Origin of the sequence: Gottfriedia acidiceleris (assembly GCF_036421055.1) — a bacterium.
In the GTDB taxonomy this organism is placed as follows: Bacteria; Bacillota; Bacilli; order Bacillales; family Bacillaceae_G; genus Gottfriedia; species Gottfriedia acidiceleris_C.
The window spans coordinates 178,802-192,578 of sequence record NZ_JAZGQS010000006.1 but is presented as its reverse complement, the minus strand read 5'-3'; the positions used below and the strand labels follow the sequence as shown (position 1 = coordinate 192,578).

At 31.1% G+C, this 13,777-nt stretch carries 13 protein-coding genes and 1 other annotated feature; of the genes, 8 read left to right on the top strand and 5 right to left on the bottom strand.

The window, feature by feature from the left end:
- The first annotated feature begins 8 nt into the window (after positions 1-8).
- The 6 genes from RAH41_RS11465 to RAH41_RS11440 all read left to right on the top strand — a co-directional run bounded on the left by RAH41_RS11465 (position 9) and on the right by RAH41_RS11440 (position 6,649).
- Positions 9-764, top strand: coding sequence for a hypothetical protein (locus RAH41_RS11465; RefSeq protein ID WP_331222612.1), 756 nt, complete (start codon positions 9-11; stop codon positions 762-764).
- 509 nt (positions 765-1,273) lie between these two features.
- Complete coding sequence (locus RAH41_RS11460; protein ID WP_331222611.1) at positions 1,274-2,029, top strand: DUF2087 domain-containing protein; 756 nt, start codon at positions 1,274-1,276, stop codon at positions 2,027-2,029.
- Positions 2,030-2,048: 19 nt separating this feature from the next.
- Complete coding sequence (locus tag RAH41_RS11455) at positions 2,049-2,411, top strand: GIY-YIG nuclease family protein (RefSeq protein WP_331222610.1); 363 nt, start codon at positions 2,049-2,051, stop codon at positions 2,409-2,411.
- A gap of 59 nt (positions 2,412-2,470) precedes the next feature.
- On the top strand, positions 2,471-3,799 hold the full coding sequence (locus RAH41_RS11450) for an MATE family efflux transporter (protein WP_331222698.1): 1,329 nt from the start codon (positions 2,471-2,473) through the stop codon (positions 3,797-3,799).
- Positions 3,800-4,185: 386 nt separating this feature from the next.
- Positions 4,186-5,517 carry a cytochrome ubiquinol oxidase subunit I gene (locus RAH41_RS11445; RefSeq protein ID WP_331222609.1) on the top strand — a complete coding sequence of 444 codons (1,332 nt, stop codon included), beginning with the start codon at positions 4,186-4,188 and terminating at the stop codon, positions 5,515-5,517.
- A 115-nt stretch (positions 5,518-5,632) separates the two neighbouring features.
- Complete coding sequence (locus RAH41_RS11440; protein ID WP_331222608.1) at positions 5,633-6,649, top strand: cytochrome d ubiquinol oxidase subunit II; 1,017 nt, start codon at positions 5,633-5,635, stop codon at positions 6,647-6,649.
- A 483-nt stretch (positions 6,650-7,132) separates the two neighbouring features.
- On the opposite strand, the gene RAH41_RS11435 is transcribed toward RAH41_RS11440, so the two are convergent.
- From RAH41_RS11435 to RAH41_RS11415, 5 genes are all read right to left on the bottom strand, one after another.
- The gene (locus tag RAH41_RS11435; protein ID WP_331222607.1) at positions 7,133-7,786 is read right to left on the bottom strand and encodes an amino acid ABC transporter ATP-binding protein; all 654 of its coding nucleotides are present in this window, start codon (positions 7,784-7,786) and stop codon (positions 7,133-7,135) included.
- A 13-nt stretch (positions 7,787-7,799) separates the two neighbouring features.
- Positions 7,800-8,441, bottom strand: coding sequence for an amino acid ABC transporter permease (locus RAH41_RS11430; protein WP_331222606.1), 642 nt, complete (start codon positions 8,439-8,441; stop codon positions 7,800-7,802).
- 16 nt (positions 8,442-8,457) lie between these two features.
- Positions 8,458-9,234: an amino acid ABC transporter substrate-binding protein gene (locus RAH41_RS11425; protein WP_331222605.1), complete on the bottom strand. Its 777-nt coding sequence runs from the start codon at positions 9,232-9,234 to the stop codon at positions 8,458-8,460.
- Between the two features lie 66 nt (positions 9,235-9,300).
- Positions 9,301-9,560 (bottom strand) — a binding site (T-box leader).
- Between the two features lie 449 nt (positions 9,561-10,009).
- Entirely contained in the window at positions 10,010-10,570 is a 561-nt protein-coding gene (lepB, locus tag RAH41_RS11420; protein WP_331222604.1) for a signal peptidase I, read from the bottom strand.
- Between the two features lie 20 nt (positions 10,571-10,590).
- Positions 10,591-10,989 (bottom strand): hypothetical protein, encoded by a 399-nt coding sequence (locus RAH41_RS11415; protein WP_331222603.1) that lies wholly within the window; start codon positions 10,987-10,989, stop codon positions 10,591-10,593.
- 1,040 nt (positions 10,990-12,029) lie between these two features.
- On the opposite strand from RAH41_RS11415, the gene RAH41_RS11410 reads away from it, so the two are divergent.
- Complete coding sequence (locus tag RAH41_RS11410; protein ID WP_331222602.1) at positions 12,030-12,911, top strand: radical SAM/SPASM domain-containing protein; 882 nt, start codon at positions 12,030-12,032, stop codon at positions 12,909-12,911.
- A 133-nt stretch (positions 12,912-13,044) separates the two neighbouring features.
- Complete coding sequence (locus tag RAH41_RS11405; RefSeq protein WP_331222601.1) at positions 13,045-13,659, top strand: acetate uptake transporter; 615 nt, start codon at positions 13,045-13,047, stop codon at positions 13,657-13,659.
- Positions 13,660-13,777: the final 118 nt, after the last annotated feature.

Below are 13,777 nucleotides of genomic sequence, written 5' to 3'. Positions count from 1 at the left end.
AGAACTACATGGTTAAGAAAAATTGGAAAAGTATGTTAAATATAATTTTAATTAATGTTTTCATCATGTCAACTATGGTAACTCATAGTGTGTTTGCAAGTTCTGGGGAAGTAGTAGGAAGTTTCGTGAAGGTGAATTCTGCTACCAAGAATTCAGATGGTACAGTAAAAGTAAAATATACTGTCTTAAGAACTCTTGATACAAGTGCAGCGGGTATTTCTATTGGATATGAGTATCCTTCTAATTACAGGCAGAGTGATTCACAAAAAGTAAAAACTAAAAATAAAAAAGGTACATATACTCTTACAGTTCCAAAACCAAAAGTAAATTTAATTGGTAGAGAAAATATCTGTTTGTATTTAAGTGGTCGTTACCCTGATGAAAAACTAGTAAAAAGTGTATTTAATGCACCAACTTCAAAAAAAGTGACATATCATACCGTCACAAAAAAAGAAGCTGCAGCAAGTTATATCCTTAATGATGTTGGGGCTGATGTTGTTGTTACGTTGGCAACACCTGGTGGAAAAGTTGCAAAAGTTGTAGTTGTTACAGCTTGGGAAGGGTATAAAAAAATATCTGATTTAAGAAGTGTAACAAGTTCAACTAAAGGATTCCCTAAACCATATGCTGGTCATTATTACAAAGTAACAAGATGGTATGAAGATTTTAAATTAAAGACCAATATAAAAGTTTGGACCAACAAAGAATCTTATACTAAAAGCGTTAAACCGATTTTTGATGGAACGACTAGTTATAAGTTTTGATAAATACAATATCAAATTCATAGAAAGAAATAAGTGAATACAAGTTTCATAGACCATTCCATTTATTTTGACTATGATTTTTATATCTTAACTTAAAAAATAAACCTAATGAAATCCATTAGGTTTATTTTTTATTCCTAACAAGATATGGTTTAAAGATAATATACTATGCGATAAAAATAAAATACTTTAAGGTCTTACTGTTTAGTTAATTTACATTTTTTTTGAATCCAAACTACAATATAAAAAAGAAAAGGAGAGAGATTTAGTGAATTTGTCTCATTAGGAAAAAAGTACCTTTGAGGCGCATTTTTTGTATAAATGAAGAGTTCCAACATTTTAAGAGGTCTTTTGAGGCATCCTTTTTATAAATAAGAAAGTATAAAACATCTGTTATTAAAAAGTAAAATTGACATTTTGTAAACAATAACATATTATGTTTGTAAATAAATAAACATTAAATATAATTGTTTGGTATATTATAAACAAAAAAGGGTTGTGTTTGTTAAGTGGAAAATTTAGACGTTTTTTGGAATGCCGATATAGAAGAATTAAAACAAGGATATATCGAAGAAGAAAATCATTATTTCTGTTTACTTTGTAGTAAAAAAATTGAAAAAGGAATTATTTATCAAGATTCAGGCATTTTATATGAAGCCGAAAAATACATGAAAGTTCATATAGAACAAAGTCATGAGTCTGTTTTTGATTATTTAATCCAACTGGATAAAAAACTAACAGGATTAACAGAGCATCAAAACCATCTTTTACGGCTTTTTTATCAAGGGAAGGGTGATACAGATATTCAAAAGGAAACTGGTATCGGTAGCGCTTCTACAATCAGGAATCATCGTTTTGTCTTAAAGGAAAAAGAAAGACAAGCAAAATTATTTCTTGTCATGATGGAGCTTTTAAAAGAAAAGGATCAGCATGCGCCAAGTTTTTTACCACTTCATAAAACAGCAAAAATGGTCGATGAGCGCTATAACATTACGGAAGAAGAAATGGAAAAAACCTTAAAAAAATACTTTCCTGAAGGCATAGATGGACCATTAAAAAAATTTCCATTAAAGGAAAAACAAAAGCTTATTGTTTTAAGAGAAATCGTTAAAAGTTTTTCACCAAATAAGAAATATACAGAAAAAGAGATAAATGAAGTACTGACAGCTATTTATCCTGATTATGTCGTGTTAAGAAGATACTTAATTGAATATGGCTTTATTGATCGAAAATCAGATGGCAGTAGTTATTGGATAAAAGCTTAGAAGAGAAAGGTTGTTAAAAATGAGTAGAAAAAAAGAATTAAAAATGCAATATAAGGAAACGAAAGTTCAAGCAGGTATTTATCAAATTAAAAACATAAAAAATCAAAAATTATTCATAGTAAGTACTAAAAATTTAAAAACAATTAATGGAAAGAAATTTGAATTAGAAGCTGGGTCTTGTACAAATAAAACTCTTCAACAAGAATGGAATGAATATGGAAAAGAGTCATTTGTATTCGAGGAATTAGAAATTTTAAAGGAAGAAGACATTAGTCCATTAGGTATCAAGGGAGATCTAAAAAAGCTTGAGGAAAAATGGTTAGAAAAACTCCAACCATATGGCGAAAGAGGGTATCACACTGGTAAGGGTGATCAGACTTGATTACATCTGAGATTAATCCTCAGGAGCAAAAAAAAGTAAAATTTACTTTATTACGTCCAATGATTATGTTTCTAATTCCATTACTTTTAAGTAATATTATGCAGTCTATAGGCCAGGTTTTTAGCATGATGATTGTAGGAAATTGGTTAGGAGAAAATGCATTAGCAGCAATATCTGCTTTTTTTCCAATATTTTTCTTTTTAGTTTCATTTATTATTGGAATTGGTTCTGGCAGTTCAATTTTAATCGGTCAGGCATATGGTGCAAAGCTCGAAGATAGAGTAAAAGCTATTGTTGGATCGACTCTTACTTTTACTCTTTTCCTCTCAGTAGCGCTTGCGATAATTGGCAATATTTTTATTGAAAAAATTTTGAGTTTAATAGGAATTCCTGAAAATATTCTTCATGTAAGTACACACTATGCTTCCATTGTATTTTGGTCGATTCCCGTTCTATTTATCTATATGGTATATACAACTCTAATGAGAGGTATTGGGGATTCAAAAACACCGTTTTATTTTCTTATAATAAGTACAGTTTTAAATGTTGCACTTTTACCACCATTAGTATTTGGTTGGCTAGGCATACCGAAGCTAGGAATATATGGGGCAGCATATGCATCAGTAGGTTCAACGTTTTTGACATGTATCGTTCTATTCATCTACTTACACAAAACGAATCATCCCCTTCGTCTTGATACTTCAATAAGAAACTATTTGAGGATGGACCCTGAACTTTTAAAATTAGTTTTAAAACTAGGTATTCCAACGAGTATTAACATGATATTTCTTTCGATTTCTGAGATTGCCGTTATTACTTTTGTTAATCAGTATGGCTCAGATGCTACTGCATCCTATGGGGTAGTAAATCAGTTAGTAAGTTATGTTCAAATGCCATCAATTTGTATTGGAATCGCAGTATCAATTTTTGCTGCTCAGTCTATTGGAGCAAATCAGGTTGATCGATTAAACCAAGTTATTAAAATAGGATTATTACTTAACTATGTACTAGGTAGCATAGTAGTATTACTCACTTATTTCTTCTCAAAGCCTATTTTAAATTTATTTCTAACGAATGATAGTACTGTACAAATAGCGAATAGTTTATTGATGATTACGTTATGGGGATATTTAATACTCGGACATTCATTTATTTTATCGTCTACAATGCGAGCTAGTGGAGCAGTACTGTGGCCAACGATTATTAGTATATTCGTAATATGGTGCATTGAAGTACCTGTAGCCTATTTTTTATCTCATTACACAAGTCTCGGAATGAAAGGAATTTGGTTCGGATACCCGGCAGCTTTTATAGTTGGACTTGGATTAAACTTTTTATATTATAAATTTTCATGGAGAAAGAAACGTATAGTCCGTTTAGTCAATTAATCTGAAATTCATTATTTAGTGTGTAGACAAAGTACTAAAAACTTGATTTTCAGACTGATTGCTAGCGCTTGTCTTTCGAGGCGCGAAGCCTGGTGAGGAAAGGAGTTACCTTAGAAGGTAATGAGCACCGCGCAGGCAGGCGAAGTAACGAAGAAAGCGAGCGTTTGGCGGGCAGTCTGAAACCACAAGGGAATTCCTTGTGGTTATTTGTTTTCCCTTTAGAAATATCGTATACCTTTGGTGTTATAGGAACATACTTTTATAGATACAAATTAAAATGCAATTTTACTAATTGTGTTCATAAAATCGTAACATTATCGGTCATTTGATTAGAATAATTAAATCCATTGGACAATAAGATATTACATTATAGGGGGGATTTGCGGATGGAGTTGGATAATGTCACACTCAGTAGATTACTAACAAGTATGACACTAATATTTCACATTATTTTTGCAACAATTGGCGTAGGCATGCCCTTAATGATCGCAATTGCAGAAGGGTTAGGAATCTTAAAAAAGGATTCACATTACACGTTAATGGCAAGAAGGTGGGCTAGAGGTTACACCATTACCGTTGCAGTTGGAGTTGTAACTGGAACATGTATTGGTCTACAACTATCATTATTATGGCCGAGCTTTATGAGAATCGCGGGGCAAGCAATTAGTTTTCCATTGTTTATGGAAACATTCGCTTTCTTTTTTGAAGCGATATTCCTAGGGATTTATTTATACACTTGGGATCGATTTAAAAAACCTATTTATCATTGGTTGATCATTTTACCTGTGATATTAGGTTCAACTTTGTCGGCATTTTTCATCACTACAGTAAATGCGTTTATGAATACTCCACAAGGTTTTACGCTCAAAAATGGCGTAATTAAAACGGTTGATCCAATTGCCGCAATGTTTAATCCAGCTGCTCCTTCTAAAACTTTACATGTAATAGTTACTGCATATGTTGCATCCGCTCTTATCTTAACCTCGATCGCCGCTATTCAATTATTAAGAGGAAAGAATACGGAATACACACGAAAAGGGCTTCGATTAGCAGCAACACTAGGTTTAATTTTTGCCGTTTTAACAGGTGTCACAGGAGATGTTTCAGCAAAATTTCTTGCTAGATATCAACCAGAAAAACTAGCCGCAATTGAATGGCATTTTGAGACAGAAAGAGGGGCAGATTTTGTCTTATTCGGAACACTAGATGATAAAACACATGAAGTAAAATATGAAATTCGAATTCCTAAACTGCTAAGCTTTTTATCTTTCTCAGATTTTAATGCACCAGTAACTGGATTAAATGAATTTCCAAAAGATGAGACGCCACCTTTGTTTATACATTATTTATTTGATATTAAGATGACTTTTGTAGGTTTAATTATATCGATGACTTTCCTATTTGTTGTGTTTTCTATTAGGAAGAAAAATTGGATGCATAATAAATGGCTTTTACGTGGACTAGCGCTGACTGGCCCCTTAGCGATGATCAATATTGAACTTGGATGGATGATTGCCGAAATTGGCCGCCAACCATGGATATTAAGAGGCTATATGAAGGTTTCAGAGGGAGCCACAACTGCTAAAGGACTAGGCGGTATGTTTTGGTTATTTTTTGTATTGTATGTTTTTTTAGGAGTCTTTTGTACAATCGTTATTCGAAAAATGTTCATTCATAATCCACCCGAAGATGAACTTCAATATCGTTTAAAAAAATAGGCTCTGTTTAAAATTCAATTAAAAACTCTCGGTAAGTTACGAATATTTAAATGTTGTAGCTTGAAAGAGTAATACTGGATGTTAAAGACAAAGCCAATGAATAGGAGGGTGAACATTGAATATTGAGTTATTAGGAATAATCGTTTTATGGATATTTCTATATGGATATATCATTATTGCATCAATTGACTTCGGTGCTGGATTCTTTGCTTATTATGGAAAAGTAACGAAAAAGGATCACTTAATAAATAATTTGATTAGTAGATATTTATCACCTGTTTGGGAGATAACGAATGTATTTTTTGTATTTTTCTTTGTTGGCATTATAGGTTTCTTTCCAAGTGTTGCATTTTACTATGGAACTGCCCTATTAATTCCTGGAAGTATTTCGCTAGTCCTATTGGCAATTAGAGGCTCATTTTATGCCTTTTCTAATTATGGATCCAAGGAAAACAAAGTTTATTTATTCCTATATGGAGCGACTGGCCTATTGATTCCAGCTTCACTTTGTACTGTTCTGACCATTTCTGGAGGAGGGTATATAGTTGAAAAAAATGGAGTCGTTCAATTTTTAGCTAAAAATCTTTTAACAAGTATATACTCCTGGAGTGTTGTAATCATTGCAATCATTTCAGTCTTATATATAAGCGCAACATTTTTAACCTATTACGCAAGTAAAGCAAAAGATGAAAGTGCGTTAGCAATATTAAGACAATATGCTTTATTTTGGACCGTTCCAACGATCCTTTCAAGCTTTCTTATATTTGTTGGATTAAGAGATAATAATGTTAGATTTTATGAAAATATAGTTAATCATTATTGGTGGATGTTTTTATTATCATTAATCTGTTTTTTAATAGCATCATTATTAATTTTAATAAAACGAAATTACGGAACAGCATTTATATTTGTTATGCTCCAATTTTTCTTCGCTTTTTTCGGCTATGGGGCAGCACACTTACCATATATATTAGATCCATATATTACGATATACAATGGATACACTAATCAAACATCCGGTACGATGCTAGTAACTGTATTTGTATTAGGGTTACTACTGCTAGTTCCATCGTTATTGTTCTTATTTAAACTATTTTTATTTGATGCTGAGTATGTTCAAGGCAAAAAGTAAAGTGGGGGAGATGAAATGCACTCTTCTAATAAACATGAAAAGCGACTTGTGCTTCTATGCTTTATTGTAGCTTTTATTATGGGATTATCTTTTATTAGTAAATTTTTTCATTAAATAATGAATAGAGAGAGGCGCCTATCGATATTGAGGCGTCTTTTTTTGATGTTGAAATATTTTGGAGACTAGTTAAGTAAGCTGAAATGGAAATAAGGATGAGGATGAAGGCTGTAAATAAAATGGATGAATCTGCAATTAAATAGGGCAGAACTGCAAATTAACTCATTGAGCTACAAATAAAGAAGGCAAAACTATTAAATAAAGTAAAACTGCAATGTCATAACTGCAAATAAAAAAGGTGAATTTGCAATTAACATGCTAAATTCACCTAAAATGAGTCGATTTTATATTAAATTCCGTTCATATTATTTAGTTTTTTTTGAGAAATCAGTGAGTCTAATCAATATAATTTGGTTTCCGCTACATTTATGCACTTTCTAAAACTTTTCCTTCGTTTACAAGTAGGGTGCGAGTCGAAACATTACTTGCGAATTCCATGTCGTGGGTAATCACTAAAATACTCATTCCGTCCTTTGCTAATTTCTTCATAATCTCAGCAATTCCGTTCGTTAGTTCAGGATCTAGTGCTGAAGTAGGTTCATCGAAGCAAAGAATTTTTGGTTGAAGTGCACACGCTCTAGCAATAGCCACACGTTGTTGTTGGCCACCTGATAACTCGTCTGGTAATGAATTTGCTTTGTCACTAAGACCAACTTGTTTTAATAAATCCATTGCTCTTTTTGTAGCTTCTTCTTTATTCATACCTAGTACAAGAGTAGGGGCTTCAATAATATTTTCAATGACTGTTTTATGTGGGAATAAATTATAGTTTTGAAAAACGAGGCCAACGTTTTTCCTTACTTTTAAAAGATCTTTCTTAGATTTTATTATTTGGCCACTTATTTCAATTGATCCACTATCGAAGCTTTCTAAACCATTAATACAACGAAGTATTGTCGTTTTACCTGCTCCAGATTGTCCTAGTAGCGTAACGATTTCTCCTTTATTAACTTCAAAAGAGACTTCATTTAATACGGTTTGTTTATTAAACTGTTTTGTTAAGTTATTTACTTTTAACATGTTTAGTGTCTCCTTATTTATAATATGAATATCGATTTTCTAATCGTTTAAATAAATTCGTTAAGATTGCTGTTAGTAGTAGATAAATAATACCAACGAAAACAAGTGGCAGTAGTGATGCACTTGTATTAGAGGCGATTTTAGCTACTCGAAGCATATCATCAAGTCCAACTACATATACAAGAGCTGAATCTTTTATTAGAGTAATTACTTCGTTTGAAACAGGAGGTAAAACTTTTTTAGTCATTTGAGGCAGAATAATTCTTTTAAAAGTTTGACTGCGACTCAAGCCTAAAACTTCTGCTGCTTCATATTGACCTTTATCAACTGATTGAATACCGGCTCTGAATATTTCTCCAAAATAAGCGGCATAATTAAGTGCAAATGCGATAATAACTGTTGTAAAACGGTCAAATACAATTCCAACTAGTGGTAAACCAAAAAAGATAAAGATTAATTGTAAAAGTAGAGGTGTACCACGCATTAATAAAATATAAGAACTAATAATTGATTTGATTGCTGTTATATTCGAAAGTCTTCCAAGTGCAATGATGATTCCAAATGGAATTGCTAACGCTAGAGTAATTAAGAAAACCTCTAGCGTTACTTTTAATCCATCAAGCATGGAAGGTAATAAAGATGTAATTTGATCCATGATCGTAAGCTCCTTTTTATTTCAATGTACCGAACCATTTTTTATAAATTTTGTCGTAAGTACCATCTTTTTTCATAGCACGAATTTGTTTGTTAATTTTTTTAACTAAAGCAGTATCATCTTTTCTAACGCCAACGCCATACTCTTCTTCACCAAAGTTATCTTCTAAAATTTTGTATTTGTCTTGGCCTCTTTTGTTCGTGTAGTATCTAGCTAAAGTTTCATCTGCTACAACCACATCAACACGTTTTGATTCTAAGTCCATTAAAGCCTGGTTGTTATTTTCATATAATACAGGTTTACTACCGTTAAACGATTTTACTAATTTTTTATCTTTATTAACTGCATCTAAAGAACTTGATCCTTCTTGAATTCCAACATTTTTACCTTTTAAATCTGCTTTTGTTTTTATATTCGAATCTGCTAGGGTGATAATAACTTGTCTATTTTTTAAATATGCATCAGAGAAATTAACTTTTTTCTTACGTTCATCTGTAATTGAATAGCCGTTCCAAATTGCATCAATATTTCCTGATTTTAATTCAGTTTCTTTCATTGACCAATCAATTGGCTGGAAAGTTACTTTCATATTTTCACGTTTAAATACTTCTTTTGCTAAATCAATATCAAAACCTACAACTTTACCTTTATCATCTTTAAAACCCATCGGTACAAAAGTATCATCTAATCCAACGACAACTTCGTTTGCATTTCGTTTTTCTTTTCCACAACCAGTTACAACTAATATTGAAATCATACAAATGATAATTGCTGACATTAATTTTTTATTCATTTTACTCTCTCCCTTAAAATATTCTTGAAAAACAAAAAACTCCCGACCTCTAGCTATATGAAATAGCTAGAGGACGGGAGTATTACTCACGTGGTTCCACCTCTATTTATTGATACCTCACGATACCAACCTCTTCAAGTGCAGCAATTAAGCTATACTCTAGCACGATAACGGGTGCAGGGAATCCGGAAACAGTCTACTACCAAAAAGGGTTCGGTGCTCAGCTCAGAGATGTGTTCAAAATATTGTCTTACGCCCCTCGCACCAACCGGGAACTCTCTGTTTAAGAACTTAATATTTTTACTATTTCTCATCATTGCTTTTAAAATTAAATTTTCAAATATGTTCAATACTGCAGTCTTTATAAATTCAAACTAGTTTGTTTTGCGATGAACAAATAATATTACAGATTACAAACAACTGTCAACAAATTTTATTTAAAAAACCTTTGAATTTGTCAAAACTTGGGAAGGAAATTTCTCGGGAAATATGGAAAATTGTCGGATATATGCTGATAAAATAGATTGGAATTGTCAAATATTATAAATTCACATATATGATAATCGTTAATAAAAGATTTAAAAAAACTGGAAAAGTTAAAGATATATTTTTTTGATCTGGAATATAAAAAGATATTTAGTCGGTCAATAAAGAGGTGGAATGGGTTATCATTTTCATGGATGGATTAAAGTAAAGCCAAAACAGATTACTTACCTATAACCAGATTAAATAAAAAATAAGAGAAATTAACAGTAGTTAATCTCTTTTGTAATTCCTAAAAAGAATAAGTTATATCTTTAACAGGCCAATATACTAAGCTAACTTTTCCTATAATTTTACCCTTCGGAATACTACCAATAATTCTGCTATCCAGACTATTTCTCCTATTATCACCTAATACAAAATAATGTCCTTTTGGTACAGTCTTACTATAATTAGGAGGAATTTCTTCTAACTTAAAATCGTATGTAAGTAAGTCCCCATCTGTTAATTTACTTTTATAATGGTCTAAATACGGCTCGTTATAAACTCTACCATTTATATATAATTTGTCATTTTTATATTCTACTTTATCTCCAGGCAGTCCAATGATGCGTTTAACATAATCTTTTGTTTCAGATGCATGAAAAACAATCACATCAAATCTTTTGGGAGAACTTAAATTATAATTAATTTTATTTACAACCATTCGCTCATCATTCTTTAATGTAGGCATCATTGATTCCCCATCAACTACAACTGGTGTAAATAAAAAAATTCTTATTAACAAAGCTATTCCAACTGAGGCTATCATTGTTTTCAATAATTCAAATGAATCGTTTTTTCCTTTTTTCATTCTTTCACCTTTTCAATTTTTTATTTATATACTTGGATACCACCATATGCTGATTGTTTTTTATCGGCAGAATATACTCTTAAAGAGTATTCTGCACTTGAAGGGGAAAAACTTTTTTCAATGTATCTTTGGGTAGTGCCGTTTATAGAGCCAGAGAACAATTCAACACCATTTCTAAATATCTTATATTTTAAAGCTTTTTTAGGACTGTTAGCGTACATGTAAACTTCAATTTTTAATGATTGTCCTGATTTTAAAGTAACTCTACTAGTAGTAGCACTAGTCATACCGGTTTGTAAATTAAAACCAGAATCATCGACTAAGGTTGCAGCTTTAGCTATAGATGTATTAAATCCTAAAAAAATTAGCAAAGAAAACATAATTACAAATATATTTTTCCTTTTTGATAAAAAAACCATTTCTTATTCCTCTTTTCTTTACAATTTATTTGCCTCTAAAATAACGATAACAAGGAAAATAAATCCATAAATCCCGATATTAAGAAAAAGTGTTTTTTTTTAGATACTATTTTTTAGGGGGATATCTGATATAAAAAAGAAGAATATTGAGTGTTTGTAGGTCTAAATGATATTATTAATTCTAAAATCATAAAAAATTATCTTGAAATACTATGATTTCTTCTATCAAATGTTTCTATTTTGAATTAATCCGTTTTAATGATAAGAATACAAAAAGAACGAGTGCTGTTACACTCGTTCTAGTCAATTAAACTAGCCGACATGGTTTTATCTATGAAGTTTTTCAAGAAAGTAGCCCATGCGAGCAAAAGCATAGGGGCTATTTCTATTTTGTTGCATTAATAATACTGACTACTTGGATCGTGCAAAGGACAAATTTCATTATGAAAAGTTTAGTATATTTAACAAAATATTCAAGCCATCAAAGTATATCTAATGATTCATATGCTATAATAAATATATAAATATATATTAAAAAAGAACGAGTGTTGTAACACTCGTTCTAGGCAACTAAATAAGTTGAAATGGTTTTATCTATTAAAGTTGTACTAAGAAGTAGCCCATGCCATCTGATGCATAGGGGCTATTTCTTTTTTGTTGCATTAATAATACTAACTACTAATTAAATCAATGCAACGATAAAGGTCATTGCGATAAAGAGTAGTGTATGTATTTCAAGTGTTGCATTGGCAGCACCTCCTTTCTACAAAAAAATACGTAGAAAAGAAGATAAAACCATTTCCCCTATGCTATTCGATTGCTTGATTTAATTATAATAAAATAATTTTTTATTAACTGAAGTTATTATTGTGAAATTTAAACAGTTTCATGAAGTTTTAGAATGATTACAATTCTGTTCGGTTGGAAAAAATTGAACAGAGTGTTGAAATATTAATATCTTAAAAATTATTGTATGATAGGATTAGAGTTGTTTTTGAACGAGATATAGGGATATAGATAAATGTAAATAGGAGAGTAGAATGCGAAAATTTAAGAAAGTTTATGTAGAAATTACAAACATTTGTAATTTGAAATGTAATTTTTGTCCGAGTCCTACGTTGGAAAGACCATTGAAGTTTTTGGATGAAAAAGCATTTACGCACGTTATAAAATCAGTTAAACCGTATACAGATCATATATATTTTCATTTGATGGGTGAGCCGTTCTTAAATACAAAGCTCGGTAGATTTTTGGACATTAGTCATGAAAATGGATTGAAGGTTAACATAACAACGAATGGTACACTAATTAATAAAGTAAAGGATTTATTAATTGAATCCAAAGGTTTAAGACAAATCAATTTTTCACTTCATAGTTTTGAGGCGAATGATTTAACGAAGGATTTGCACGATTACGTTGAAAATATTACGAATTTCATTAATGAAGCGAATGAAAAAAGTGATATGATTTGTGCAATTAGGCTTTGGAATATGGATAGTGAGGAGTTAAGAGCAAGTAACTCACTGAATATTGATATATTAAATTTGCTTGAGGAAAAATTAAATTTAGATTTTTCTTTAAGTGAAAGACTTCAGGAAACACATAATATTAAACTGCGCGATAAAATTTATTTGAATATGGCAGAAAAGTTCCAATGGCCAGACATGGGTAATGATATCATCGATGAAAATGTATTCTGCTATGGTTTAAGGGATCAAATTGGTGTATTAGTTGATGGAACAGTTGTACCATGTTGTTTAGATAGTGAAGGGAAGATTCCGTTAGGGAATATTTATGAGACATCGTTAGAAGATATTTTAAACTCTGAGCGAGCAAGAGCAATATATGATGGTTTCTCAAGACGATGTGCAGTGGAAGAATTATGCAAAAGATGTGGCTATGCAAAACGACATAAAAAGTAATTTTTGGAAAAAAGCGCTTTCTTTTTAAAAGAAAGTGCTTTCTTATTTAAAAGCAAAAAAAAGCTATATGAATCACTAAAATTTTATAGTAGTATAGTTTAGTCTGTTTAATATTTTAGGAGGATATACATCAATGAAAGACGTACAACAAATTAAAATAACTACTGCAGATCCATCTGCAATTGGTTTATTCGGTTTAGCAATGGTAACGCTTGTTGCCTCAACTCAAAAATTAGGAATTACTGATGGTGTTTCATTAGTATTACCGTGGGCGATTTTTTTAGGTGCAATTGCACAATTATTTGCTAGTATCCAGGATTTTAAACATAATAATGTTTTTGGAGCAACAGCATTTGGAGCATATGCATTCTTTTGGTTAGCTGTTGGTACTACTTGGTTAATCCAATTAGGTGTTTTTGGAGAAGCATTAATGAAAGCTGCTGATGTTAAACAACTTGGTTTTGCTTTTGTAGGCTATTTAATCTTTTCAATTTTTATGACAATTGGTGCAATGGAAACTCATAAGGTCTTATTTATTATTTTTGTTTTAATTGATTGTTTATTTATTGGCTTATCATTAAGCACATTAGGCTTTATGGAAGAAGCTACTCATACTTTTGCAGCATATAGTGAATTAGGAATTGCAATCATGTCATTTTATGGATCGGCTGCAGCTGTTTTAAATAGTCACTTTGGAAGAGAATTCTTACCTGTAGGGAAACCTTTTGGGATTTTTAAAGCGAAATAATAATTCAGTCTTAGGATTAATTTTATGGACTTTGTCTATACGTAAAAACCTTTACCATTTTGAGTAAAGGTTTTTTTTATAATTATTTGTATTGTTTAGTTCAAAATGACAGATGATA

Coding starts and splice junctions, on each gene's coding strand:
- RAH41_RS11465 (WP_331222612.1), top strand. CDS start 9: ATGGTTAAGAAAAATTGGAAAAGTATGTTAAATATAATTTTAATTAAT.
- RAH41_RS11455 (WP_331222610.1), top strand. CDS start 2,049: ATGAGTAGAAAAAAAGAATTAAAAATGCAATATAAGGAAACGAAAGTT.
- RAH41_RS11450 (WP_331222698.1), top strand. CDS start 2,471: ATGATTATGTTTCTAATTCCATTACTTTTAAGTAATATTATGCAGTCT.
- RAH41_RS11445 (WP_331222609.1), top strand. CDS start 4,186: ATGGAGTTGGATAATGTCACACTCAGTAGATTACTAACAAGTATGACA.
- RAH41_RS11435 (WP_331222607.1), bottom strand. CDS start 7,786: ATGTTAAAAGTAAATAACTTAACAAAACAGTTTAATAAACAAACCGTA.
- RAH41_RS11430 (WP_331222606.1), bottom strand. CDS start 8,441: ATGGATCAAATTACATCTTTATTACCTTCCATGCTTGATGGATTAAAA.
- RAH41_RS11425 (WP_331222605.1), bottom strand. CDS start 9,234: ATGAATAAAAAATTAATGTCAGCAATTATCATTTGTATGATTTCAATA.
- lepB (WP_331222604.1), bottom strand. CDS start 10,570: ATGAAAAAAGGAAAAAACGATTCATTTGAATTATTGAAAACAATGATA.
- RAH41_RS11415 (WP_331222603.1), bottom strand. CDS start 10,989: ATGGTTTTTTTATCAAAAAGGAAAAATATATTTGTAATTATGTTTTCT.
- RAH41_RS11410 (WP_331222602.1), top strand. CDS start 12,030: ATGCGAAAATTTAAGAAAGTTTATGTAGAAATTACAAACATTTGTAAT.
- RAH41_RS11405 (WP_331222601.1), top strand. CDS start 13,045: ATGAAAGACGTACAACAAATTAAAATAACTACTGCAGATCCATCTGCA.